Below are 25,011 nucleotides of genomic sequence, written 5' to 3'. Positions count from 1 at the left end.
CAAGAACCGTGCCTGTGACCGTTCTTCCCTTCGTCCTGCTGGCGATTGCCGTTTTCCTGATGCCGCTGAACTGGGGCCTGCGCGCCTGGGCCGCGGCTGCGCTTCCACTGGTCTGGTCCAAGGCGCTGACGCCGATCACCCCGTATCTTGACCAGGATATCTTTCATGGACTGCAGGACCTTCTGCTCTGGTGGGTCTTCGGCTTTGCCACCCTTGGTGTCGCGGCCCGGGCCTTCTGGACCCTGGCCAAGGCCCCCCTGGACTGGTCGGCCCTTTCCAGGGACATCCTGGCACCCGACTACATCCTCGCAGCGGTCTACGGGCTTCTGGCCGGTGTGGTTGCCACGCTCCTGTTGGCCGCCGCACTGCGCGGGCTTCCCGGGGGTCTGGCCTTGCACCTGGCCGTGGCGGGCCTTGCCTCAGTCGCGGTCTATGCGGCCATGCGCCTGCCGCTTCGCCGGCGATGCCTGGCGGTTACTGCCTCCGCGACGCTGCTGTGCCTGACGCTGGTCGGAGGCGTCACCTATCCCCAGATCATCCTCTCCCGCGCCGAGACAATCCTGCCCGGCGCGTCCCGCTGCCTGCGCACGCCCGAGGGCAGCACCCCCACCTCCGACCAGCTGCGCCTTCTCACCCTGCCAATGGCTGAGTGGCGGCGTCCAAACCTTGTCCTGACCGTGATGAACGACGGCGGCCAGCGCGACTATCGCTGGTCCTACCGATCCAATGGGTTCCGAAGCTATTACTCCTACGCCGGCGGGCCCTGTCCCGTATCCTGAAGCTTGCCCCGCCCCCCGGCCTTTGCGATAGAGGGGGAAACCGGACAAGGGGACGACCATGGCCTTCCGCGCCCGCCATCTTCTGGGGATCGAGCATCTTGCCCCCCTGGAGATCACCACCGTCCTTGACCTTGCCGACCGCTATGTCGACCTGAACCGCCGCACGGTGAAGCAGTCCGACGTGCTGGCGGGAATGACGCAGATCAACCTCTTCTTCGAGAATTCGACCCGCACGCAGTCCTCCTTCGAACTGGCCGGAAAGCGGCTTGGGGCGGACGTGATGAACATGTCCGTGGCGAACTCGTCGGTGAAGAAGGGCGAGACGCTGATCGACACCGCGATGACGCTGAACGCGATGCACCCGGACCTGCTGGTTGTCCGGCATGGGGCAAGCGGGGCCGTCAACCTGCTGGCCCAGAAGGTGGATTGCGCCGTCCTGAATGCGGGCGACGGGCGGCATGAGCACCCCACCCAGGCCCTCCTTGACGCGCTCACCATCCGCCGCGCCAAGGGCCGCATCCAGCGGCTGACGATTGCGATCTGCGGCGACATCGCCCATTCGCGCGTCGCCCGGTCGAACCTGATCCTCCTGGGCAAGATGGAAAACCGCCTGCGCCTGATCGCGCCGCCGACGCTGATGCCCTCGGGCGTCGAGGACTTTGGCTGCGAGCTTTTCGACGACATGCGCGAAGGGCTGAAGGGCGCGGACGTGGTGATGATGCTGCGCCTGCAGAAGGAACGGATGGACGGGGGGTTCATCCCCTCGGAACGCGAATACTACCACCGCTACGGTCTGGACGCCGAAAAGCTGGCCTACGCCTCGCCCGAGGCCATCGTGATGCACCCCGGCCCGATGAACCGGGGGGTGGAGATCGACGGCGATCTCGCCGACGACATCAACCGGTCGGTGATCCAGGATCAGGTCGAGATGGGTGTGGCGGTCCGCATGGCCTGCATGGACCTGCTGTCCCGGAACCTACGGGCCGAGCGGGGAAGGAAGATCGTGGGGATGATGGCGTGAGCGAGGGCAACGTTTCGCCGGTTGACGGCAGGGACGTGCATGCCGATGTGCAGCGCGAGCACTTGAAGCGGTTTCTGCCCAAGACCGAGCAGCTGATCTGGACGGGTTCACCGCAGCTTTCGCGACTGATCCTGCGAAACTCGTTTCGGACTGGACTGATGCTTTTGATCGGCTCGGTAGGCCTCTACTTCTTCTTCAAGGGCATCACCCCCACTGATCTGTGCGGCAATCAGATGAGCAAACTCTGCCGCAAGTTCTATTTTTGGCCTTGGCTTGGGCTTGTGGCTGCCGCCCTTTACATTCCGCTTCTCTGGATGAGCTGCATTCTGCATGCGACCGGTCTGCTCCGTGAGTTCTACGGCGTGACTGAGTCGCAGGCGCTAAAGCTGCGTTCCAATCCGTTCGACAGATTCCAGTCCGCCAAGTTATCAGGTCTCCCGAAGCATAGACTTGGCGTCAAAAAGTGGTTCGGCTCGATCGCTTTTGGGCCGATCGTGTTCTTGTCCTTGCGCGACGATGATATCGCCCGTCTGATCGTCGTCTCCAAAGGCTGGCAGAGCAACGGTGGTCGCAGTCTGGATCGTGCAGACAGCCAAGGATCCTTTCCTTGATCACCCTCCCCCTCCACCCCGGCGAAACCGTGCTCTGGGTTGGCTCACCAGTCCCCGGCTTCCACCGGCGCGGGGCGACGGTCTTTCTTATGCTCTTCGGCCTGCCGTTCCTCATCATCGGCGTTGGCCTCTTCTTTTACGGCCTGATGCAACTCCACAAATCCGCAACCATGTCCGACGCGGGCCTTGCACTTTTCACCGCTGCCTTTGCCCTGACCTTTGGCAGCTTCGGGGCCTTCCTTGTCTTCGGCCCGCTGATCGCAGCCCGCACCGCCTTCCGCGACGTCCGCTATGCCCTGACCAACCGCGCGGCCTACGTCGTCCGGCAAGGGCGCTTCCCCAGCCTCAAGGTCTATCCGATCCTGCCCACCACCGCGCTGGAACTGGAACCGGGCCGACGCGCCGGGACCGTCTGGCTGCACGCACGGCTGGAACGCGACTCGGACGGTGACCTTGGCACCACGAAAGCGGGCTTCGAAAACATCGCCGAGGCGGATAAGGTGTTCGGGATGATCCGCGACCTGCAGGGCAAAACCGCATGACCCCCGACCCCGACCGCAAACCCACGAAAGCCGAGATGCGCCAGGGGGGCATGGTGGCCACCGCCGTCCTGATCTTCATCGCCGTCTTCACCATCGTCATCGTCTGGATCGCCTGATGGCCCGGATCGAACCTGACAGCATCCACGGTCATGCCGCCCCCTTGCAAGACGGCGAGACGGTGGTGGCCGAGTTCAAAGCCGACCGCATGGCATACTGGCGCGGGCATCTGATCATGGCCGTGGTCCTTGGGGCCGCCGCGGGCCTGTTCCTGGTCTGGCAGGGCAACCCCTACCCCGTCGCCGGGCCCTTCGGCGCGGTCATCGCCATCGGCCTCCGCGCGGCCTACCTGGCGTCCGAGGCGCTGTCCGAGACCTGGCGGCTGACCGACCGCCGCTTGCTAGGTCCCGGGGGACGGGCGATCCCGCGGGCGCAGATCAAGGGCGCGCGGGCCTTTCTGGGGGCTGTGCAGGTCACCACCTCTGCCGGCGACCGCCACCTCATCAAGTACCAGGCCGACCCGACCGCCACCGCCACCCGCATCACCGGAGGCCGGACGTGACCAGGCTGACCGTCCCCGCCCTCGACCATCTGGGCGTCCGCGTCTTCCAGGCCGCGCTGACCGAGGAAGACCTTCAGCGCGACAAGGCCCGGCTTGTCCCGGCGCTTCTGGGAGACCCCGACCTCGACCCCGCGCATGTCGAACTGTTCGACGTGGCGGACCTTTCGGATATCGGCCTCGCGGGATACCTGACCGAGGGGTTGGGCGTGCCGGAGGAGGCCCTCGCCGCTGATCGGGGCAGGCTTCAGGCCGTCCAGGGCCCGGTCCTGATCCTTCTGTCCAAGGCGCTGCACGGACGCGAGGTGGTCCTGACGCTTGATCCCCGGCTTCAGCTGATCGGGACCTACCGCGAAGACCGCCCGCCGGTGCATTTCGAACCGCTGCCCACCGCCACCAGCGAAGGCGTGCTGGCCCCGCCGCCGCTTCCCGCCCCGCCACCGCAGCGCCCGACGGCTGCGTTCATCCTTCTGGGGTTGGCGCTGGCGCTGGTGGCGCTGGTCGCGCTCTGGCTGGCCTTGGGGTGAGTTCCGGTGGACAAGCCCTCCGTGCCGTCGCATATCGGGCCGGACCACTGGACGGACAGCCCATGACCACGATCCATTTCACCAACGCCCGCCTGATCGACCCGGAGGCGGGCACGGATGTCCTCGGCAGCCTGACCGTCAAGGACGGGCTGATCCTGGCCCGCGACGAGAAGGCCCCGAAAGGCGCCAACGTGGTGGACTGCGGCTGCAAATGCCTGGCACCCGGGATCGTCGATCTGGGCGTCAAGATCGGTGAGCCGGGTGAGCGACACCGCGAAAGCTTTGGCTCGGCCGGGGCGGCTGCTGCAGCTGGTGGCGTCACCACCATCATCGCCCGGCCCGATACACACCCCGCCATCGACACGCCCGAAGTGCTGGAGTTCGTGACGCGCCGCGCCACCGAAGCTCCGGTCCGCATCCGCCACATGGCCGCGCTGACGAAGTCCCGCGAGGGGCGCGAGATGACCGAGATCGGCTTTCTGCGCGATGCCGGCGCGATTGCCTTTTCCGACGTCTACCGCGTCTCGACCGAAGCGAAGGCTCTGGCCCGCGCGATGACCTACGCCCGTTCGCTGGGCGCGCTGGTCGTGGGCCACCCGCAGGACCCCGGCCTGTCTCAGGGGGCCTCGGCGACGTCCGGCAAGTTCGCCTCCTTGCGGGGCATCCCGGCGGTTTCGCCGATGGCCGAGCGGATGGGGCTGGAACGCGACCTCGCGCTGGTCGAGATGACGGGCGTGCGCTACCACGCCGACCAGATCACGACGGCGAAGTCGCTGCCCGCGCTGGCCCGCGCCAAGGCCTCGGGACTGGACGTGACGGCGGGGACCTCGATCCACCACCTGACGCTGAACGAATTCGACGTGGGCGACTACCGGACATTCTTCAAGTTCACGCCGCCCCTGCGGTCGGAACAGGACCGGCTGGCGATGGTCGCGGCGGTGGCGGATGGGACGATCGACATCATCTGTTCCATGCACACCCCGGCCGACGAGGAGTCCAAGCGCCTGCCTTTCGAGGACGCGGCCCCCGGAGCTGTGGCGCTGGAAAGCTTCCTGCCCGCCGCGATGCGGCTTTACCACGCCGGGCATCTGGACTTGCCGGCCCTCTTCCGGGCGATGGCCCTGAACCCCGCGAACCGCCTTGGGCTGCCGCAAGGTCGGCTCTCGCTGGGCGCGCCGGCCGACCTTGTGCTTTTCGACCCCGACGCGCCCTTCCTGATGGACCGCTTCCGCCTGCGCTCGAAGTCGAAGAACACCCCGTTTGACGGCGCGCGGATGGAGGGTAAGGTGCTTGCGACCTGGGTCGGCGGGACCCGCGTTTTTGCAGCCGAAGAGTAAGCGATGCCTGAACTTGTGACCTCGCAGGGGATGCTCCTGCTGACCGCCGTGCTGGGCTACCTGCTGGGGTCGATCCCGTTCGGCATTCTCGTGACGCGGGGGATGGGCCTTGGCGACCTGCGGCAGATCGGGTCGGGGAACATCGGGGCTACGAACGTGCTGCGGACCGGGAACAAGCGGGCCGCCCTGGCAACGCTGCTTCTGGATGGGGGCAAGGGCGCGCTGGCGGTACTGCTGGCCCGCTGGCTGATCGCCGAGGATGCGGCGCAGGTGGCGGGACTGGCGGCGTTTCTGGGGCACCTCTTTCCGGTCTGGTTGGGCTTCAAGGGCGGCAAGGGGGTGGCGACCTTCTTGGGGCTGCTCTTGGCCCTGAACTGGGTCGTGGGGGCCGCGGTCTGCCTGACCTGGCTGGTGACGGCCGCCATCGGGCGGGTCTCCTCAATCGCGGCCTTGGTTGCAGCGGCAAGCTCGGGCCTGTGGATCGCGCTGCTGACCGACGGCAGCCTTCTGTTGCTGTCGCTGGTCCTGACCGTGCTGATCTATGTCCGGCATTCCGAAAATCTGAAGCGGATCAAGGCCGGGACCGAGCCGCGGATCGGGCAGAAGAAGGCCTGACCGCCACGCGTAGCGCGGTTTTGGTCGCCAATGAAATCAAAGGCTTGGCTGCGGACGTTAACCGTTCAGCAACCTTTGCCGGTCAACCCTTCTCGGCCGCGCGTTCCACAAGCCGCAGGACCAGCCGCGTCGACAGCGCCATGTCCTGCACCGAGATCCATTCGCGCGGCCCGTGCAGTTCCTGCATGCCGGTGAAGAGGTTCGGACAGGGCACCCCCATCTCGGTCAGGCGCGAGCCGTCGGTGCCACCGCGGATCGGAACCGACCGCGGCTCCACCCCCAGATCGCGGCAGGCGGCCTGCGCCAGTTCGACCGGGGCCATGTCCTTTTCCAGCCAGTAGCGCATGTTGCGGTACTGCGGCCGGATCTCGCAGGTGAGCTTGGCCCGCGGTTCGGTCGCGGCCACCGCATCGCAGACCTGACGGAGAAGCGCCCCCTTGGCCTCCAGCCCGTCGCGTTCGAAATCGCGCAGGATCAGGCGAACCTCGCAGTCCGCCGCCGTACCGCGCATCTCGTAGACCATGATGAAGCCCTCGCGGTCTTCGGTCGTCTCGGGCGTCATCCGCACCTGCGGCAGGGTTGCGATGATCTTGGCACCGAGATGCAGCGCGTTGACCAGCTTGTCCTTGGCCGTGCCCGGGTGGACAGAGACGCCTTCGATCCGCACCACGGCGCCGTCGGCCGAGAAGCTTTCATATTCGATTTCGCCCGCCGCCCCGCCATCCAGCGTGTAGGCGAAGTCGGCGGCAATGTCCTTGGCAAGCCGGGGATTGACGCCGCGGCCGATCTCCTCGTCCGTGGTGAAGGCGATCCGGATCTTCCCGTGCGGGATGTCGGAGTTGGCGATCAGGTGGCGTGCAGCGGTCATGATGACGGCGACCCCCGACTTGTCGTCGGCACCCAGCAGCGTGGTCCCCGAAGCGGTCACGATGTCATGACCAAGCCGCGTGCCAAGATAGGGCGAGACTTCAGGCGACAGGTCCAGGTCGTGTGCGTCGGGAAAGCGGATCGGCCCGCCGTTGTAACCCCGGATCACCCGCGGCTTGACGCCGGTGGCGTTGAAGGCGGGCGCGGTGTCGACGTGGGCGAGAAAACCGATGGTCGGCCCATTCGCCGTCGCCGGAACTGTCGCAAGGACCGTGCCATACTCGGTCAGCGTGACGTCCTGCGCGCCGATCCCGCGCAACTCCTCGACCAGGAGGTTCAGCATGTCGAACTGCCGCGCCGTGCTGGGGGCGGTCTTGCTGTCCTCGTCGCTTTGGCTGTCGATGGCGCAGTAGCGCACCAGACGCTCTTCCAATTCGCTGTCGTATTCGGTGCGCATCGGTCTTCCTTAAAGCGAGGCGGCCTCGTAAAGCGGGGTCAGGCTCTGGCCCCAGGCGCCGTTGTAAAGGTCCAGCCATTTGTCGGCCTGCACACGGCCTGTCTTGAGGCTTTCGACGAGAGGCAGAAGCTGCACCTCCTCGCCCAGGCCACGGGTGACCAGACCGGCGTGGGACAGGCCCACGGCGGCGCGGGCAAGGTCCAGAAGCTTCACGCCACCCGCCTCGCCCTGCAGGGACGTGACGGAGGCCGCGACGCGCAGCCCCTCGCGGGTTTCCTGGTCGAGGCCCTTGACCAGGTCCCAAGCTGAATCCAGTGCGGTCTGGTCGTACATCAGGCCCACCCAGAACGCGGGCAGAGCCGCGATATGGGCCTGGTCGCCGCAGTCCGCGCCGCGCATCTCGATGAACTTCTTCGCCCGCGCTTCGGGGAAGACGGTGGTCATGTGGTCGGCCCAGTCCGAAAGCGTGGGCTTCTCGCCCGGCAGTGCGGGAAGCTGGCCCTTCAGGAAGTCCCGGAACGACTGGCCGAGTGCGTTGATGTATTTCCCGTCGCGGTAGACGAAGTACATCGGCACGTCGAGGACCCAATCGACATAGGCCTGGAAGCCCATCTCGCGGTCGAAGGCGAAGGGGAGCATCCCGGTCCGGCTGTCGTCCAGCCCGCGCCAGATGCGGCTCCTCCAGCTGCGGTGGTGGTTGGGCTTGCCCTCGAAGAAGGGCGATGAGGCGAACAGCGCCGTCGCCACGGGCTGCAGGGCCAGCGCCACGCGCATCTTCTTCACGAAGTCGGCCTCGGAGCCGTAATCAAGGTTCACCTGCACGGTGCAGGTCCGGTACATCATCTGCGTGCCGTGGGTGCCGACGCGGCCCATGTAGTCGGTCATCAGCCGGTAGCGGCCCTTGGGCATCACCGGCATCTGGTCATGCGTCCATTCCGGCGCGGCACCGATGCCCATGAAGCGGACGCCCATCGGGTCGGCGATCTGGCGGACCTCGTCGAGGTGGTTCTGCAGTTCGGCCCCCACGTCGAGGGAGGAGGCGAGGGGCGCGCCGGAAAGCTCGAACTGGCCGCCGGGTTCCAGGCTGACGTTCGCGCCGTTCCGGGTCAGGCCGATCACGTTGTCGCCCTCGCGGACCGGGGTCCAGCCGAAGCGGGTCTCCAGGGCGGCGAAGATGGCCGAGATGGAGCGGTCGCCGGCATAGGGCAGCGGCTGGCGGGTGTCGGTCAGCCAGCCGAATTTCTCGTGCTCGGCCCCGATGCGCCAGTCGGCGGCGGGTTTGCAGCCGGCCTCCATATAGGCAGCAAGCTGGTCGAAGCTTTCGATGAGGCCGCCGCCGGACTGTGGGATGGACATGGGGACGGGCTCCGGGACTTCTGGCTGTTTCGGCTGGGCCGGTCCCTGGGGATCCGGATGGCAAGAGGTGTCGCGGGGCGGTGGCCAAGTCAAGGGGGGTCGCGGGGTCTGACGGGGGGTCTGGCGGGGGCCGCCCAGCGTGGTGCGAATTCCATCCCCTTTGAAATCAACCACTTGGCCTGGCGGATTAAACTACTGTTAGGATTTGAACAGAAATCCTGCTTGGCGTGCGCCGGACTAGCGGACCACGACGCCCGGGCCCTTGCGGGCCCAGAGCAGGCGGTCGACCTCGGCCAGAGCGACGACGCGGCTGTCCGAGGGCGCCGCGTCCGAACCCAGGGCGGCGACGAGGGCGGCCATGTCGATGCCAGGGAGCGTGGCAAAGGCGTCAAACAGCGCCTCGGCCCCATCAGATTCCACCGGGATATGCAGAAGCTGGCCGTCGCCCTGCTTCAGCTTCCAGATCCGGCGACCGCGCAGGGTGAGGAGACGGATCTCTGACAGTTCGGGCAGGCCGACAAAGCCGCCGACGCGAGGGCCGTAATAGGCCACCTGGGCCTCGGTGACGCGCACGATGCCGGGGGCTTCGCCGTCCTGCTGGAAGCGGAGGCGACGCCAGGCGGTCAGCGCCCAGGCGGTGCCGAGGGCAAGGAGAGAGAGGCCAAGGGGGGTCAGGAAGTAGCCGCCCTGCCAGGCCGTCCAGGTGCCGAGGGCGGCAAGGGTCCCGCCCGCAATCACCTCGCGCCAGCGGTGGGCGGCGTCCAGAAGTTCGGGGCGGATGAAGCTCATCGCCAGTCTCCGCAGGCGGCCTGCCAGAGGGTGAGGGCGGCGACGGCGGCGGTGTCGGCGCGCAGGATGCGGGGGCCGAGGGACAGGGGCGTGACGTTGGAGCGGGCGCGAAGCTTGGCGGCCTCGTCCGCGGAGAAGCCGCCTTCGGGGCCGATGAGGATGGCAGCGGGGCCTTGGGTGGGGGTGATCGTCGCGGGCTGGCCAAGGGCGGTTTCGTCGCACCAGTAAAGGCGGCGGTCCTCGGGCCATTTCGCAAGGAGCTTGTCGAGGGCGATCAGCTCGGCGACCTCGGGGACACAGGTCGCGCCGCATTGCTCGGCGGCTTCCAGGGCGTGGGCTTGCAGGCGGTCCTGGCGGATGCGGTCGGCATTCGTGTGGCGGGTCTGGACGGGCAGGATGCGGGCCGCGCCAAGCTCGACGGCCTTTTCCACGATGAAATCGGTGCGGGCCTTCTTGATCGGTGCAAAGAGGAGCCAGAGGTCGGGGGGAAGCCGGAGCGGTCGGGTCTGCATGTCACAGAGGGCAACGGCGCCGCGTTTGCTGGCGTCGGCCAAGGTGGCCCGCCATTCTCCGTCGCGGCCGTTGAAGAGGAGGATGGCGGCACCGGCGGTCAGGCGCATGACTCCGGTCAGGTAGTGGGCCTGGTCCGGGGAAAGGCGCACGGCTTGCCCCGGGGCAAGCGGCTGATCTACATAGAGCCTGATCTTCGCATCCATGAGCCAGAACCTATGACCCAAGCGCCGGAAATGCCAGAGGCCGAACCTGTGGGTCAGGTGGCGGACGCGCCAAAGGCGAACTGGGTGGACCTTTATGCTCCGGTCCCGGCGCGACCCTACCTGCGGCTGAGCCGAGCGGACCGGCCGATCGGGACCTGGCTGCTGTTGATCCCCTGTCTTTGGGCGATTGCCCTCGCGGGGGGTGTCAGCGGGTTTCGGGGGTGGGATCTGTGGCTGGCGCTGTCCTGCGGTGTGGGCGCGTTCCTGATGCGGGGCGCGGGTTGCACCTGGAACGATGTCACCGACCGCGACATCGACGCGCAGGTGGCGCGGACGCGGTCGCGCCCGCTCCCCTCGGGGCAGGTGACGGTGAAGGCGGCTCTGGGATGGATGGTGGTGCAGGCGCTTTTGGCAGCTGGCATCCTGTTCAGTTACAACTGGCTGGCGGTGGGGTTGGGCGTCGCAAGCCTTGCGCTGGTGGCGGTTTACCCCTTTGCCAAGCGGTTCACCTGGTGGCCGCAGGTCTTCCTGGGGCTGGCGTTCAACTGGGGCGCGCTTCTGGCCTGGGCGGCCCATGCGGGGACCGTGCCTCCGGCAGCAGTGGCGCTGTACGCCGCGGGGATCGCCTGGACCCTCCACTACGACACGATCTATGCGCATCAGGACCGCGAGGACGATGCGCTGATCGGGGTCAAGTCGACGGCACGGCTTTTCGGCGACAAGAGCCGGGGCTGGCTGTGGGGCTTTGCCGCGCTGACGCTGGTCCTTTTCGCCACGGCGGTGGTCCTCGCCCATGCCGAGGCGCAGCGGCCGCTGGCCTTCGTCGTGGCCCTGGGGGGCGTCTGGGCGATGGGCTTGCACATCGGCTGGCAGATGCGGCGGCTGGACCTGGACGATCCTGCGTCCTGCCTCCTCGTGTTTCGTGCGAACCGCGATGCGGGGCTGATCCCCCTGCCGTTTCTTGCCGTCGCCGCATGGCTTGGTTGAACCTTTGACGTCAAACCCCTAGGAAGCGGGGGTCGCCCGAGTCTTCCGGAAGGTCCTGTTGCTGACCCGCATCGCCAAGCTGTCCGCCAACACTCTTGCGCTTCTGGCATTCCTGCTGGCGGCGGGGGTGACGATCTCGGTCGCCTATGGGGCGGCCCTGGTGATCGAATCGCGGACCCAGAAGGTCGTCACCGCCAAGCTGGCCGAGGCCGGGATCGACTGGATCACCGTCGCCACCGACGGCCTGCAGGTCCGCCTGACCGGAACCGCACCGCGGGAGGCAGACCGGTTTCGGGCGGTGAACATGGTGGGCGCGCTGATCGATACCTCGCGCATCCGCGATGGGCTGGACGTGGCGCCGACCTCGGCCATCGAGGCGCCGAAGTTTTCCGTCGAGATGCTGCGCACCGAGGACGAGGTGCAGCTGAGCGGCCTGATCCCGGAGAACCCTGGCGAGGGCGGCATGACTGAGGCCAGTCTGTCCGAGGCCGCGGCCGCGCTGGCGCAGGGCACCGAACTGCCCGACATGCTGGAGACGGCGGATTACCCGGCCCCCGCGAACTGGAACGAGGCGCTGGCCTTCGGCCTGGCGGCGCTGGAGCGGCTGGAATTGTCCAAGGTCTCGGTCAAGGCGGACCGGGTCGAGGTCAAGGCCATCGCTGACAGCGAGGCCCAGAAGCGGCGGCTGGAGACCGAGTTGCGCGGGTTGGCTCCGGCGCGGGTGCAACTGGTGCTGGACATCTCGGCCCCGCGGCCGGTCATCACGCCCTTCACCTTGCGCTTCGTCAAGGATGCCGAGGGCGCGCGGTTCGACAGCTGTTCGGCGGACACCGACCGGGCGCGGGCGCAGATCCTGCGGGCAGCGGCAACCGCAGAGGTCGAGGGCGCTCCGGTCTGCCAGGTGGGCCTGGGCGTGCCGACCACCCGCTGGGCCGAGGCCGTGGGCCTGGGCATCGCCGCGGTAACGGAACTGGGGTCGGGATCGATCACCTTTTCCGATGCGGATGTCACCCTGCTGGCGGGCAGCGACGTGGAGCAGGCCGCCTTCGACAAGGTGGTGGGCGAGCTGGAGACCGGGCTGCCCGACGTGTTTTCGCTGACCTCGACGCTGGAAAAGAAGGAAACCGCGACGCAGGGTCCGGCCGAGTTCACGGCGGTCTACCTTGAGGACGGCCGGGTCGAGTTGCGCGGGCGGCTGACCGACGAGATGCAGCGCCAGGCCGTGGATGCCTTTGCCAAGTCGGCCTTTTCGGGCGCGCAGGTCCTGACCGCGACGCGGCTGGACGAAACGCTGCCCGACGGCTGGCCCGTGCGGGTGCTGGGCGGGCTGAAGGCGCTGTCGCAGGTCGAGCATGGCAAGCTTCTGGTGCGCGCCGATCTGGTCGAGGTGTCGGGCGTGACCGGGTCCACCGCGACGCGGGGCCGGATCACGCAGATCCTGTCGGACGCATTGGGCCAGGGGCAGACCTTCCGCGTCAATGTCCGCTATGACGAGGCGCTGGATCCGCTGGCCGCGCTGCCCACCCCCGAGGAATGTGCGGCGGACGTGAACGCGGTCATCGCGCGGACGAAGATCACCTTCACGCCCGCCTCGGCCGAAATCGCCACGACAGCCCGCCCGGTGCTGGAAGAGCTTGCGGGCATCCTGTCGAACTGCCCGGCGATGCGGATGGAGATCAGCGGGCATACCGACAGCCAAGGCTCGGAAGGCGGCAACAAGGCGCTGAGCCAGGCGCGGGCCGAGGCCGTGCTCCTGGCCTTGCAGGGCCGCCGCGTCGATGTCTCGGGCATGACGGCGGTGGGCTATGGCGAGGCCCAGCCGATTGCCGACAACGGGTCGGAAACGGGTCGCGAGGCCAACCGGCGGATCGAGTTCCTGCTGATCGGCGCGACAGCGGCGCCCCAGGCAGAGCCTGAAACGGGGACTGAAACCGACGGGACTGCCGCGACCGAAACAGATGTGGAGCCTGCCCAGGGCGAGCCTGTCCCGGCGGACAACAGCCCTGCCCCGGCTGACGCCTCCGCCCCGGCGGCGGCTGCTGAAGGCCCGGATTTCTCGGGGGACACCAGCCCCTCGCTTGCGCCGACCGAAAAGACCATTGCGCCCAAGGCGCGCCCTGAAGGCCTGAAGGCTGAAGAATGAACCGTACCGAATTTGTCGTTGCCACCGCCATCATCCTTCTGGTCGCCTTTGCGATGGGCTGGTTCACCCACTGGGTCCTTCACCGCTTCACCCGGGTCCAGGGCGGCGACATGGCCGAGATGGACAAGCTGGCGCAATCCCTGCACGAGGCCGAAGAGTTGCGGGATCAGGCCCTGGCCTATCTGGAGCAGCGTGAGGCCGAGTTGATGAACCACATCAGCCAGACCGAGGCCGAGCTGAAAGCCGCGATGGAAGGCCTGCGCGAGGCCCGGCACGAGGCCGAGGAAATGCGCGCCTATATCGAGCGGATGCACGCCAACGGGTAAGGGAAAGGCGATTTCTTCGAAGAAATCGCGACGGAGCCTTTGAAGGCTCCGGTCCGGAGTTTTCGAAAACTCCGGGGTGACAAGTCCAGCTTGCCGGGGATTTGATCAAACCTTGGCCTGACGCGGCCCGGAAAACTGGACATCCGCCCCCTCGCGTGGCAGGCCTTCGGGTAACAAATGGAGGCCCCCATGCTCGATTCCGTGACCGACCTTGCGTCTCTTCTGAAAGACCCCTCGCTTCTGGTGACCAAGTCCTATGTCGCCGGTGAGTGGGTCGCCGCCGATGATGGCACCACCTTCCCGGTGACCAACCCCGCCCGCGGCGACGTGATCTGCGAACTGCCGAACCTTGGCCGGGCCGAGACGGCACGGGCGATCAAGGCCGCCCATGCCGCGCACCGCGAATGGGCTTCGCGCACGGCCAAGGAACGCGCGCAGGTGCTGCGCAAGTGGTTCGACATGTGCATGGCGAACCAGGATGACCTGGCCACGATCCTGACCGCCGAGATGGGCAAGCCGCTGGCCGAAGCCAAGGGCGAGATCGCCTATGGCTCCAGCTACATCGAGTTCTACGGCGAGGAAGCCAAGCGCACCTACGGCGAGATCATTCCCGGCCACCAGCGCGACAAGCGCATCCAGGTGCTGAAGCAGCCGATTGGCGTGGCGGCGTCGATCACGCCGTGGAACTTCCCCAACGCGATGATCGCGCGGAAGGTGGCCCCGGCACTGGCTGCGGGCTGCGGCTTCGTGGCGCGCCCAGCGGCCGAGACTCCGCTGTCGGCCTTGGCGCTGGCCTTGCTGGCAGAACGCGCCGGGGTTCCGAAGGGGCTGTTCTCGGTCATCACCTCGAAGCGGTCGTCGGACATCGGCAAGGAGTTCTGCGAGAACCCGCTGATCCGCAAGCTGACCTTTACCGGGTCCACCGAAGTGGGACGCATCCTTCTGAAGCAGGCCGCCGACCAGATCCTGAAATGCAGCATGGAACTGGGCGGCAACGCGCCCTTCATCGTCTTTGACGACGCCGATCTGGATGCGGCGGTCGAGGGTGCGATGATCTCGAAGTTCCGCAACAACGGCCAGACCTGCGTCTGCGCGAACCGGATCTACGTGCAGGCCGGGGTCTATGACGCCTTTGCCAAGAAGCTGGCGGTGGCTGTCGAGAAGCTTTCCATCGGCGATGGCCTCAAGGCCGGCGTCACCACCGGCCCGCTGATCAACGCCTCGGCGGTGGACAAGGTCGAGGAGCATATCGCCGACGTACTGGCGGGCGGCGGCAAGATCGTGACCGGCGGCAAGCGGCATGAACTGGGCGGCACCTTCTTCCAGCCGACGGTCGTGACCGGCGTGAAACCCGACATGAAGGTTGCCAACGAGGAAACCTTCGGCCCGCTGGCCCCCCTCTTCAAGTTCGACACCGAGGAAGAGGTGATCGAGCTTGCCAACGCGACGATCTTCGGGCTGGCCTCGTACTTCTACGCGCGCGACATCGGGCGGATCACCCGGGTCCAGGAGGCGCTGGAATACGGGATGGTGGGCGTGAACACCGGCCTGATCTCGAACGAAATGGCGCCGTTCGGCGGCGTCAAGCAATCGGGCCTGGGCCGCGAAGGCTCGCGTCATGGGCTGGATGACTACATGGAGCTGAAGTACATCTGCCTGTCGATCTGACGGGTGGGAATCGGTGCAAAGGGCGGCCTTCGGGTCGCCCTTTTTCATGCACTGTGCATTCCGGCAGTCCTGTCCCGCAGGTCCGGACCTCTGGCAGGGGGCGGGGGGATGCACTAGCTTTGCTGTTCGATCCGCAACGCGAAGGGTTTTCTGATGTCCGATGACTATACCCCGCCGAAGGTCTGGAAATGGGAGCAGCCCTCGGGCGGTACCTTCGCCAGCATCAACCGTCCGATCGCAGGCGCCACGCACGACAAGGAATTGCCGGTCGGCAAGCATCCCTTGCAGCTTTACTCGCTGGCGACTCCGAACGGGGTGAAGGCGACCATCCTGCTGGAGGAGCTGCTGGAAGCGGGCTCTGATGCGGAATACGACGCCTGGCTGATCGACATCGGCAAGGGCGACCAGTTCGGGTCGGGCTTCGTGGCGGTGAACCCGAATTCGAAGATCCCGGCGCTGATGGATCATGGCACCGGGCAGCGGGTCTTCGAGTCCGCGTCGATCATGCTGTATCTGGCGGAAAAGTTCGGGGGCGCGTTCATCCCGAAGGATGCCTCGCAGCGGACCGAGATGTTCAGCTGGCTGTTCTGGCAGATGGGCTCCGCCCCCTTCCTCGGCGGCGGCTTCGGGCATTTCTATGCTTATGCGCCGGTGAAGATCGAATACGCGATCAACCGCTATGCGATGGAATCGAAGCGGCAGCTGGACGTGCTGGACCAGCATCTGGCGACGAACGAATGGATGGCCGGGGAGTATTCCCTGGCCGACATGGCGATCTTTGCCTGGTACGGCAACCTGGTGCTGGGCCGGGCCTACAACGCGGCCGAGTTCCTGGATGTGGAGAGCTACACCCACGTTCTCGCCTGGGCCAAGCGCATCGACGCGCGACCGGGGGTCGTGCGCGGGCGGATGGTCAACCGCTCCTGGGGGGAGGAGTGGGAGAAGCTTCCCGAGCGCCACTCCGCCGCGGATTTCGACGCTTTGCCGAAAGCACCCTGACAACGCACCGGGATGGATTGAGCCGGCCTCGGGCTTCGCCTAGGCTGGCCGCTTCATCGCAGGGAGCGCAGACATGACCACCCGTATCGCCGTCGTCACCGGGGCCGCAGGCGGGCTGGGCCGCGCCTTCACCGACCGTTTGCTGGCCGACGGATTGACGGTGGTGGGCGTCGACATCGACGGGGCGGCACTGCTGACAATGGCGGCGGACCGCGACGGGTTCGTGGCCGAGGCGGTGGACCTGACGGATGCCGACGCCATTGCGGACCTTTTCGACCGGCTGACCGCGCGGTTCGGGGGCGTGGACGCGCTGGTGAACAACGCCGGGACCTGTTTCATGTCGGACTTTCCGGACATTCCGGCCAGCGAGCTGGATCGGCAGATGGCGATCAACTTCTCTTCATGCTTCCACTGCTGCCAGGGCGCGGTGAAGGCGATGGCGGGGCGGCCGGGGGTGCGGAAGATCGTCAATATCTCGTCCAATGGGGCCTACAATTTCGACGTCTTCGACCCGCCGCACTACCGCGCTTCGAAGGCGGCGATGGACACGCTGACCAAGGACCTCGCCCGGCGCTATGCGCGCGAGAAGATCGCGGTTAACTCGATTGCCCCGGCGATGACCGAGACGCCCCTTTTCAATGTGCTGACCGAGGAGGTGCTGGCGAAGGCGATCAGCGCCATGCCGCATGGGCGGGCGATGCAGCCCGAGGAGATTGCGAACTGGGTGGGGTTCCTGATCTCGCCTGCGGGGGATGTGTCATCGGGGAACGTGATCATCCTGAACCAGGGGCGCGACGTGCGGTAGGAGGCCGATTTCTTGAAAGAAATCGGGACGGAGCCTTTGAAGGCTCCGGGGCGGACTTTTCAAAAAGTCCGGGGTGCCGGGAGGGGCAATGAAGGTCACGATCCACAAGCTGTTCGACTACCTCTTGGAGACGACGGCGCAGGAACCGCCGGAGTGTTTCATCGGCTTTTCGCTGGCGCGGTCGCCGAGGCTGAAGGACTTCCTGGCGGACCTTGACCCCGAACTGTCGCTGGACTGGAATGGCAAGAGTTTCCTTGGCTTGCCCGCTTTGCGGCAGCGGGTGCTGGAGCAGGCGGGCTTGGACCTGCCGCTGGACAGCGTGTTGATCACAGCGGGGGCGGCGGAGGCGAATTATCTTCTGTTCCGCCAGATTTTGACCGCCGGGGACGAGATCATCACGGAAGCGCCGGGCTGGCCGCAGGCCGGGGTAATGGCCAAGGCCATCGGCGTCCGGCTGGTCGAGGTGGCGCGGGACGAGGCGCGCGGCTGGTGGCTGGACCCCGAGGCGGTGGAAAAGGCGATCACGCCAAAGACGCGGATGATCTTCCTGACCAACCCGAACAACCCCACCGGGCGGCTTATCCCCGAAGCGGACCTGCGCGCGCTTGCTGCCTTGGCGGACAGGCACGGCATCTGGCTGGTGGTGGACGAGGTCTATGCCGGGCTGGAGTGGGCGGGTCCGCGGCCCCCCTCGATCGCCGGGATGACGCCCTACGGGATCACCACGGGCTCGGTCTCGAAGGCGCTGGGGCTGCAAGGGTTGCGGACCGGATGGATGATCTGCCAGTCGGCAGAGGTGATCCGCGACGCGATGATCCTGCGCGAGAACGGGTCGGAGATCATGAATGTCCTGGGTGAGCACATCGCCGAAGTGGCGCTGCGGCCCCAGCGGCTGGCCGAGGCTCTTGGCCGGGCGCGGGCCGAAGGCGCGGCCACGCTGGACCGGCTGGAGGCCTTTGTCGTAGGGGAACCCCGGTTAAGCTGGCACCGGCCCGAGGCGGGGCTGATCGGTCTTGCGCGCGTCACGGGGACGGACGGAGAATCGCTGGCGCGGGCCCTGCTGCAGCCGCCGTACCGGACCTTCCTCTTGCCCGGATCGGCTTACGGGCTGCCGCAGCATATCCGCATCGGGGCCGGTGGCGGGCCGGAAGCTCGGTTGGAGGAAGGTTTAGGACGCCTTTCCGCGCTGCTGCGCAGTGGGTCGATCTGACCTAACCCCCTGATCTTGCGAAAGCTATCCGATAGCAGACCGGCGTTTTCCCCTAACGCACGGCTGATTTTGCCTAGCGTGGCCGCGGTGCCCATAACCAATGGCATCGAACCCCGGACTGCCCCGGGAGCCACGAAAGGACACGACATGCTGCTCTCTGTCATGAACGCCAAGGCCACAGTGATTGCCGGCCTGACCGCGCTGACCATCGCCGCCGTTCCCGCCACGCCTGCGCTGGCCTGGGGTGAGAAGGAACAGGGCTTTGTCGCCGGTGTCGCCACCGCGGTGATCGTCGACGAAATTCTGAAGAACCGCCGTGCCCGGATGGGAGCGGCCCCGGTCTATGTCGCCCCGGCCCCGACCTTCGTCGAGCCGCGCCACACCTATGTCGAGCCGCGGCACACGACCTCGATCTACGCGACCCCGGCGGCGCGGGCTTTCCAAAGTTATTCGGCCCGCGAGCGCAAGGCGATCCAGCGCAACCTGCGCGCCTGGGGCTACTACCGCGGCGGGATCGACGGGTCGTTCGGCCCCGGCACCTACAATGCGATCACCGCCTATGCCCGTGACGAAGGCACATCGCTGTCGACCACGGCCAAGGCTTACGGCGTCTACGACGGGCTGCTGTTCTAGTCCCCAAGGGGTCCGTCGTCGGCTCTGGCCCGGGTTCCCCCCAACCCGGGCCGGATATCTTTCATCTATTCGGGGGTCAGGTCCCAGGAGAACCAGATGGCGTCGCGCAGGGCCTGGATGTCGGCCATGATCGCCGCCGCCTGTTCCGGTGGGACCGAGCGCATCTTGGGCGTGTAGCTCCAGCGCAGGACCATGTCGCTGCCGTCGGCCTTGGTCGCCAGATCGAAGTCGAAGGCCTGGTTGCTGATCGTCACGGGGTCGGGTGCGATGAACTCGATCGGGGCGTTTTGGACACGCACTTCATGCGTCGCTCTCCAGGGGCCGCCGATGTAAAGCGGCAGGCGGCGTGGCTGGACGATCCGGTCGGGGAAAGCGTCGGCCATACCTTCGGGGGCAAAGACGAAGTCCTGTCCGAGGCCGTTCCGGTTCAGCGCCAGAGAGGGCAGGAAATAGCTTTCACTTACCGTCACCAGATTCGCTTCCCGGTCATCCACCATCCGGGGTGGGTCTGCCATCTGAAGCCCGGGGTAGCGGTCTTCGTAGTAACCCAGGAAATCGCGCCCGATCTGCGAGACCGGCGTCGTCGCCCAGCGCGCCCGCGCCGAATCTGCTGAACCCCTGCGGTGGCGGGTTTCGACCTTGAGGACCACGCCAAACAGCGAGAAGACATAGTCCTCGCGCACCTCGACCACCCAGGTGACGTCGGGGGTGACCGCCATCCGCTCCAGCGCCGCGGGGCCGTCGGTCACGGCAAGCGCATAGCCGTAGTCGGGCGTCGTCGCAGTGTCCTGTCCCCCGGCCTCGTGCGAGCCGGTCGGGTCCATCCAGACCGGCTTGCCGCCCAGCGTGGCGCGCAGGATCATGTGGTTGAAAACGTAGGGCGTCGGCAGCTCATCGGGCAGGCTGTAGCCCGCATCCAGGTCGGTCAGCGCAACGGCGGCCTCAATCCCGAGGCGCGAGAGGATCACGCGCAACAGGAGCGACTTGTCCTTGCAGTCGCCGAAGCCCGCGGCAATCGCCTCGGCCGGGGTGCGGGCGAAGTAGCCCCCGGCACCTACCGACAGCGAGACATAGCGAAGCTCGTCCTGCACCAGGCGCAGCGCCGCATAGGCGCGGTCGGCGGGTGTTGCGTGATCGCGGGCGATGGCGTCGACCTTCGGCTCCCAATCCGGCGGCAGGGGGTAGTCGCGCGTGTAGTGCGGCACCAGGGCCTGTGTCAGATGCGTCCAGTCGCGGCTGTCCGAGAAGCGAAGGAGCGCATCCCCGATGACCTCGTTCGGCACGCCTTCTTCTTCCAGCGGCGGGATGTGGTTCTGCCGTCGCCATTCGTGGCGGATGGTCCCGTCGCCCATGTCGGTGGTGCTGTAGCCCACTCGGTCCGGCATGGGACCCAGTTCCAGCGCAAGGTCCTTGGGCCAGGTCAGAAGCGTGCGCGACAGAACGACGGGCGTGGACCATTCCAGCCAGACCGACCCGCTGCGTTCGGACCCGCCGACGAGAGGTCGGCTTTCCAGCAGCGTCGCCTGTTCCAGCACGTCACCCACCCGCAGGTCCGGGACCTGCACAACGGCGGTAAGGGTGCCGTCGATGATCCCCTCCTCCAGCCGCGTCTCGCGGCGGTAGACCTGGGGCGAGATGGTGGGCTTGAGGTCGATCACCTGCCCGCCGCGGTGGATCCTCAGCCGGGTCAGGCTGGCTACGTCGCGGGCGGGATCGAAATCGACCTGGATCGTCGCCAGCTCCTCCAACCCCGCGCGGTCGGTCACCTCGGTGGCGATGCGGTTCCAGGACTGTTTCACCTCGCCGTCCCAGCGGATCTGGTGGTCGGAGAGCAGGAAGAACTGCCCCTCCTCGACTTCGGCGCGGAGGGAGGCGTCGCCTTCGGGAATGGGTTCGATGTCGGCCCAGGCGGGGTCCTCGGCGATCGCGAGGGTCTGGGCGGCAAGCGGCGGGGCGAAAAGGCAAAGGGCCAGAACCAGGGAAAACAGACGCATCGGGAACCCGGACAGTGAATTTCCCGCAGGGTAGCCGGTGGCGGCACCCGCGCAAAGGATTTCCCGATGCAGGTTTTCCTGACCGGGGCCAAGGATTGCCGTTCGGCCCGCGTCTTGTGTAAGTGATGCTGATGGACACGCCCGACGAGATGCTGGCCAATGCTGCTGCCCAGGGCGACCGGGCGGCCTTTGCGACGTTGGTCGGGCGGCACTACGACCGCGTCCACGGGCTTGCCTGGCGGCTGACGGGATCGAAAGCCGAGGCCGAGGATCTGACGCAGGACATCTGTGCGGCCCTGCCCGCCAAGCTGCGAAACTGGCGCGGCGAGGCGAAGTTCACCACCTGGCTTTACCGCGTCGTCGTGAACGCGGCGCATGACCTGCGGCGGCGGCAAGCGACCCGGGCGCGCGCCTCGCAGGGCTGGGGTGACTGGGAGATCGCGCGGCAGGACGAGATCGCGGTGCAGGCCGAGGCATCGGATTGGCTGGCACAGGCGATGACCCAGCTGTCGCCGGAATTGCGGGATACCGTGGCGCTGGTGCTGGGCGAAGAGATGACCCAGGGCGAGGCGGGGGTTGTGCTGGGTGTCTCCGAAGGGACAATCGCCTGGCGGATGAGCGAAGTGAAGAAACGCCTGCGGGCCAAGGCAAAGGAGGACGCCAGATGACCGACGATCTTGACGACCTCCGCCGCGCGCTGACGGCCGCACCGGCCCCGGATGGGGAGGCGAAGGCGCGGGCGATGCAGCTTGCGATAGAAAATTTTGACCGGCTGGACGACTCCTTCCAAGGATCGACCGGTCCCGCCCGTTCCAGTGAGGACCGCCCCCGCGCGGCCCCCCTGAACGGAGTACGTCGCATGTTCCACTACCTGACCTCCCGCCCTGCCCTTGCTGCCACCACCTCGGTCGCGGCGCTGATCATCGGTGTCGCGGTGATCCTGCCGGTCGCCGATCTGCGGATCGGCAAGCCCTCCGTGGTTGTCGAAACTCCGGTGGCCCGGAAGACCGAATCCGTGGTGTCGCCCGAGGCCGCCCCCGCGACCACGGCCGCGCCGACCGGTGGAGAGGGCACTGCCGTGACCGAAGACGCCGGTATCCAGCCCGGCGCGGTGGTGATCGCCCAGGCTCCCGAGGCCAAGGTCGCGGCGGACGACGTGGGCCGGACAATCGAGGGTGACGCGGCCTCGTCTGCAATGGCCGAACCGCTGGTCGAAGCCCCGATGGCCGAGATGGAAGCCCTGCCCGCGTCGCCCGCCGAGGAGATGGCCAGTACAGAGATGCGGTTGCGCGCCGAAGCACCGGCGCTGGACGGGACGGTGGGATATGTCACCGCCCCTGCCCCGGATGCCTTGGCGCCGCCGGTCGAGAACACCGAAGCCTATGCCAACGAGGCCCCAAACCCGGTGACGGTGACGGCCGAAGAGCCGGTCTCGACCTTCTCCATCGACGTGGATACCGCGTCCTATGCCGTGGTGCGGTCCTCGCTGACCGGGGGCTTCCTGCCGACGCCGGATCAGGTGCGGATCGAGGAAATGGTGAACTATTTCCCCTACGCCTATGCGGCGCCCGAGGGGGAGGCGGCCTTTGCCTCGACGATTTCCGTGATGCCGACGCCCTGGAACCCCGGCACCCGGCTCGTGACCATCGGCATCCAGGGGGCCTTGCCCGAAGTGGCCACAAGGCCTCCGTTGAACCTGGTGTTCCTGATCGACACTTCGGGGTCGATGGAGGATGCCAACAAGCTGCCGCTTCTGAAGCAGTCGCTGTCGCTGATGCTGGCTGAACTGCGGCCCGAGGATCAGGTGTCGATCGTCACCTATGCCGGATCGGCGGGGCTGGTACTGCCGCCGACGGCTGCCAAGGACCGCGCGGCGATCCTGTCGTCGCTGGAGGCCCTGATGGCGGGCGGGTCCACGGCGGGGGCCGAGGGGCTGGAACTGGCCTATCGGGTGGCCGAGGGGATGAAGGCCGAGGGCGAGGTCACGCGGATCCTGCTGGCGACGGATGGGGACTTCAACGTGGGGGTCAGCGATCCCGACGGGCTGGAGGCTTACGTGGCCAAGCAGCGCAAGACCGGGACCTACCTGTCGGTGCTGGGCTTCGGACGCGGGAACCTGGACGACGCGGTGATGCAGTCGCTGGCGCAGAACGGGAACGGGACGGCGGCCTATATCGACACCCTGTCCGAGGCGCGGAAGGTGCTGGTCGACCAGTTGACTGGAGCCCTCTTCCCCATCGCGGACGATGTGAAGATCCAGGTCGAATGGAACCCCGCCGCCGTCGCGGAATACCGGCTGATCGGCTATGAAACCCGCGCGCTGCGGCGTGAGGATTTCAACAACGACGCCGTGGACGCGGGCGAGATCGGGGCCGGGACGCAGGTCACGGCGATCTACGAGGTGACCGCTCCGGGGTCGGATGAGCTGCTGAACGACCCGCTGCGCTATGGCGGGGCCGTGGAAAAAAGCAAGGCAAGCGAGCTTGGCTTCCTCCGGCTGCGCTGGAAGGCTCCGGGTGAGGATGCGTCCACTCTGGTCGAGACGCCGATTACCGGAGCGGAAGCGGCCTCTACCGAGACGCGGTTTGCAGCGGCTGTCGCGGGCTTCGGGCAGCTGTTGCAGGGTTCCGTCTACCTGGGCGACTGGGGCTGGGATCAGGCGATTGAGCTGGCCGTGGCGAACCGGGGCGAGGATGCCTTCGGCTACCGGATCGAGGCGGTGAACCTGATGCGGCTGGCCGAGAGCCTGTCGGCGAACTGACGGCTTATAAGGAATGCTCCTCGTTCGACTTCGTCTCCTCGTCGCGGGTCAGCGACGAGTGACGAAGTCAACGAGGAGCGGTCAGTCGAGGACGCGGGAGAGGTCGGCAATCAGGTCGGCGGGATCTTCCAGGCCGACCGAGAGGCGGAAGACGCCCTCGCCCGCCCAATCTTTCCAACGCGACAGTGCAGCGCCCTCCATCCGGAAGGTGCTGCGCTGGATCTCGTCGGTGCCGATATGCACGCAGATCGAACGTTGGTGGCCCAGCGAGAAGGCGTAGTGGATGATGCGGAAGCGGTCGGCCATGCGGGCCGCGAGGGTTGCGGGGTCCTGCCGGGTCTGGAAGGCGATCATCGCGCCGCCAAGGGCCATCTGTCGCCGGGCAATCTCGCGCTGGGGGTGATCATCGGCCCCCGGCCAGGTGACGCGGGCGATGGCGGGGTGGCGGGCAAGCCAGCCGGTCAGTTCCGAAGCTGTCTGACTGGCCATCCGCAGCCGGGGGTAAAGGGTATCGAGGCCACGCAGGATCAGCCAGGCGTTCTGCGCCGAAAGCGTCGCGCCCAGGTAGACCCCGGCGCGCGAGCGGATGCGGGAGATCAGGTCCTTGCGGCCAATAACGGCCCCGCCCAGTGCATCGCCGTGGCCGTTCATGAACTTGGTCAGCGAGTGGATCACCAGGTCGACTCCGTGGTCCAGCGGGCGGGTGATCACCGGGGTCGCGAGGGTGCTGTCGACCGAGAGGAGGACCCCGGCCTCGCGGGCGACGGCGCTCAGGGCCGCAAGGTCGGTCAGCCGCAAGATCGGGTTGCAGGGCGTCTCGGCGTGGATCAGCCGCGTCGTGGGGCGCACTGCGGCGCGGACGGCGGCGGGGTCGGTCAGATCGCAAGGGGTGACCGCGATGCCAAGATCGGGAAGGATGCGGGTCGCGAGTTCATAGACCCCCGCATAGCAGACCTCGGAGACGATCAGGTGGTCTCCGGCGTTGAGGAAGGTCAGGAAGACCGCGGCGGCAGCGGCGACGCCGGTCGCGGTGGCCAGCGCATCCTCGGCCCCTTCCAGGCCCGCGAGCCGTTCCTCCAGCGCCCGGACAGTGGGGTTGGTCCAGCGGGCGTAGAGGTAGGGCTGTTCGGTCAGGTCGGCGCCTTCGGCGGAAAAGCCTGCGGTGCCGGGGGTGAAGGTGTTGTTGACAGAGGCGACGAGGTTCGGCGCGATGGCCCCGGTGACCGGATCGGGGGCCAGGCCCGCATCCAGCGCCCGAGTGGCGGGCTGCATCTGGTCGGGGGGCAACTTCTGGTCGGACATGGGACGGGCC

At 67.1% G+C, this 25,011-nt stretch carries 24 protein-coding genes; 18 read left to right on the top strand and 6 right to left on the bottom strand.

All coding sequences use genetic code 11. The features are described 5' to 3' along the window. Positions 1-8: 8 nt before the first annotated feature. From Q0C42_RS09270 to plsY, 8 genes are all read left to right on the top strand, one after another. Positions 9-779 carry a hypothetical protein gene (locus Q0C42_RS09270; protein WP_295074556.1) on the top strand — a complete coding sequence of 257 codons (771 nt, stop codon included), beginning with the start codon at positions 9-11 and terminating at the stop codon, positions 777-779. Positions 780-837: 58 nt separating this feature from the next. Beyond that, positions 838-1,800 (top strand): aspartate carbamoyltransferase catalytic subunit, encoded by a 963-nt coding sequence (locus Q0C42_RS09265; RefSeq protein WP_295074555.1) that lies wholly within the window; start codon positions 838-840, stop codon positions 1,798-1,800. Next, positions 1,797-2,411, top strand: a complete 615-nt coding sequence (locus Q0C42_RS09260; protein ID WP_295074554.1) for a hypothetical protein — start codon at positions 1,797-1,799, stop codon at positions 2,409-2,411. Before Q0C42_RS09265 ends, Q0C42_RS09260 begins: the two co-directional genes overlap by 4 nt. Next, entirely contained in the window at positions 2,408-2,953 is a 546-nt protein-coding gene (locus Q0C42_RS09255) for a hypothetical protein (RefSeq protein ID WP_295074553.1), read from the top strand. Before Q0C42_RS09260 ends, Q0C42_RS09255 begins: the two co-directional genes overlap by 4 nt. A 115-nt stretch (positions 2,954-3,068) precedes the next feature. Then, positions 3,069-3,512 (top strand): hypothetical protein, encoded by a 444-nt coding sequence (locus Q0C42_RS09250; protein WP_295074552.1) that lies wholly within the window; start codon positions 3,069-3,071, stop codon positions 3,510-3,512. Continuing rightward, entirely contained in the window at positions 3,509-4,036 is a 528-nt protein-coding gene (locus Q0C42_RS09245) for a hypothetical protein (protein WP_295074551.1), read from the top strand. Before Q0C42_RS09250 ends, Q0C42_RS09245 begins: the two co-directional genes overlap by 4 nt. A gap of 62 nt (positions 4,037-4,098) precedes the next feature. Continuing rightward, on the top strand, positions 4,099-5,373 hold the full coding sequence (pyrC, locus tag Q0C42_RS09240; protein WP_295074550.1) for a dihydroorotase: 1,275 nt from the start codon (positions 4,099-4,101) through the stop codon (positions 5,371-5,373). A 3-nt stretch (positions 5,374-5,376) separates the two neighbouring features. Continuing rightward, the gene (plsY, locus tag Q0C42_RS09235) at positions 5,377-5,988 is read left to right on the top strand and encodes a glycerol-3-phosphate 1-O-acyltransferase PlsY (protein WP_295074549.1); all 612 of its coding nucleotides are present in this window, start codon (positions 5,377-5,379) and stop codon (positions 5,986-5,988) included. A gap of 82 nt (positions 5,989-6,070) precedes the next feature. Here plsY and pepT read toward each other — a convergent pair whose 3' ends face one another. The 4 genes from pepT to Q0C42_RS09215 all read right to left on the bottom strand — a co-directional run bounded on the left by pepT (position 6,071) and on the right by Q0C42_RS09215 (position 10,173). Continuing rightward, positions 6,071-7,312, bottom strand: a complete 1,242-nt coding sequence (pepT, locus tag Q0C42_RS09230; protein WP_295074548.1) for a peptidase T — start codon at positions 7,310-7,312, stop codon at positions 6,071-6,073. Positions 7,313-7,321: 9 nt separating this feature from the next. Further along, entirely contained in the window at positions 7,322-8,668 is a 1,347-nt protein-coding gene (locus tag Q0C42_RS09225; RefSeq protein ID WP_295074547.1) for a glutamate--cysteine ligase, read from the bottom strand. Between the two features lie 237 nt (positions 8,669-8,905). Next, a complete protein-coding gene (locus Q0C42_RS09220; protein ID WP_295074546.1) occupies positions 8,906-9,457 on the bottom strand; it encodes a hypothetical protein in 552 nt (183 codons plus the stop codon). After that, entirely contained in the window at positions 9,454-10,173 is a 720-nt protein-coding gene (locus tag Q0C42_RS09215; RefSeq protein WP_295074545.1) for a 16S rRNA (uracil(1498)-N(3))-methyltransferase, read from the bottom strand. Before Q0C42_RS09215 ends, Q0C42_RS09220 begins: the two co-directional genes overlap by 4 nt. A gap of 12 nt (positions 10,174-10,185) precedes the next feature. Here Q0C42_RS09215 and ubiA point away from each other — a divergent pair, with 12 nt between their 5' ends. The 8 genes from ubiA to Q0C42_RS09175 all read left to right on the top strand — a co-directional run bounded on the left by ubiA (position 10,186) and on the right by Q0C42_RS09175 (position 18,944). Then, on the top strand, positions 10,186-11,160 hold the full coding sequence (gene ubiA, locus Q0C42_RS09210) for a 4-hydroxybenzoate octaprenyltransferase (RefSeq protein ID WP_295074544.1): 975 nt from the start codon (positions 10,186-10,188) through the stop codon (positions 11,158-11,160). A gap of 58 nt (positions 11,161-11,218) precedes the next feature. Beyond that, positions 11,219-13,303: an OmpA family protein gene (locus Q0C42_RS09205; protein WP_295074543.1), complete on the top strand. Its 2,085-nt coding sequence runs from the start codon at positions 11,219-11,221 to the stop codon at positions 13,301-13,303. Then, a complete protein-coding gene (locus Q0C42_RS09200) occupies positions 13,300-13,629 on the top strand; it encodes a hypothetical protein (RefSeq protein ID WP_295074542.1) in 330 nt (109 codons plus the stop codon). The genes Q0C42_RS09205 and Q0C42_RS09200 overlap by 4 nt, the downstream gene beginning before the upstream one ends. 189 nt (positions 13,630-13,818) lie before the next feature. Then, on the top strand, positions 13,819-15,297 hold the full coding sequence (locus Q0C42_RS09195) for an NAD-dependent succinate-semialdehyde dehydrogenase (protein ID WP_295074541.1): 1,479 nt from the start codon (positions 13,819-13,821) through the stop codon (positions 15,295-15,297). Between the two features lie 153 nt (positions 15,298-15,450). Next, a complete protein-coding gene (yghU, locus tag Q0C42_RS09190; RefSeq protein WP_295074540.1) occupies positions 15,451-16,296 on the top strand; it encodes a glutathione-dependent disulfide-bond oxidoreductase in 846 nt (281 codons plus the stop codon). Positions 16,297-16,369: 73 nt separating this feature from the next. Continuing rightward, complete coding sequence (locus tag Q0C42_RS09185; RefSeq protein WP_295074539.1) at positions 16,370-17,101, top strand: SDR family NAD(P)-dependent oxidoreductase; 732 nt, start codon at positions 16,370-16,372, stop codon at positions 17,099-17,101. Between the two features lie 88 nt (positions 17,102-17,189). After that, positions 17,190-18,311, top strand: coding sequence for a pyridoxal phosphate-dependent aminotransferase (locus tag Q0C42_RS09180; RefSeq protein ID WP_295074538.1), 1,122 nt, complete (start codon positions 17,190-17,192; stop codon positions 18,309-18,311). Positions 18,312-18,458: 147 nt separating this feature from the next. Continuing rightward, positions 18,459-18,944, top strand: a complete 486-nt coding sequence (locus Q0C42_RS09175) for a peptidoglycan-binding domain-containing protein (protein ID WP_295074537.1) — start codon at positions 18,459-18,461, stop codon at positions 18,942-18,944. Between the two features lie 65 nt (positions 18,945-19,009). Here the strand turns inward: Q0C42_RS09175 and Q0C42_RS09170 are convergent, their stop codons facing one another. Continuing rightward, a complete protein-coding gene (locus Q0C42_RS09170) occupies positions 19,010-20,938 on the bottom strand; it encodes a DUF3857 domain-containing transglutaminase family protein (RefSeq protein ID WP_295074536.1) in 1,929 nt (642 codons plus the stop codon). 131 nt (positions 20,939-21,069) lie between these two features. Between Q0C42_RS09170 and Q0C42_RS09165 the strand changes: the two genes are divergently transcribed. Then, positions 21,070-21,606 carry an RNA polymerase sigma factor gene (locus Q0C42_RS09165; RefSeq protein WP_295074535.1) on the top strand — a complete coding sequence of 179 codons (537 nt, stop codon included), beginning with the start codon at positions 21,070-21,072 and terminating at the stop codon, positions 21,604-21,606. Next, the gene (locus tag Q0C42_RS09160; RefSeq protein WP_295074534.1) at positions 21,603-23,699 is read left to right on the top strand and encodes a VWA domain-containing protein; all 2,097 of its coding nucleotides are present in this window, start codon (positions 21,603-21,605) and stop codon (positions 23,697-23,699) included. The genes Q0C42_RS09165 and Q0C42_RS09160 overlap by 4 nt, the downstream gene beginning before the upstream one ends. An 81-nt stretch (positions 23,700-23,780) precedes the next feature. Here the strand turns inward: Q0C42_RS09160 and Q0C42_RS09155 are convergent, their stop codons facing one another. After that, on the bottom strand, positions 23,781-25,001 hold the full coding sequence (locus Q0C42_RS09155) for an aminotransferase class I/II-fold pyridoxal phosphate-dependent enzyme (protein ID WP_295074533.1): 1,221 nt from the start codon (positions 24,999-25,001) through the stop codon (positions 23,781-23,783). Between the last annotated feature and the right edge of the window lie 10 nt (positions 25,002-25,011).

It is taken from the genome of Tabrizicola sp., assembly GCF_022842145.1.
Classification (GTDB): Bacteria; Pseudomonadota; Alphaproteobacteria; order Rhodobacterales; family Rhodobacteraceae; genus Tabrizicola.
This window is presented reverse-complemented; position numbering and strand designations above follow the sequence as displayed.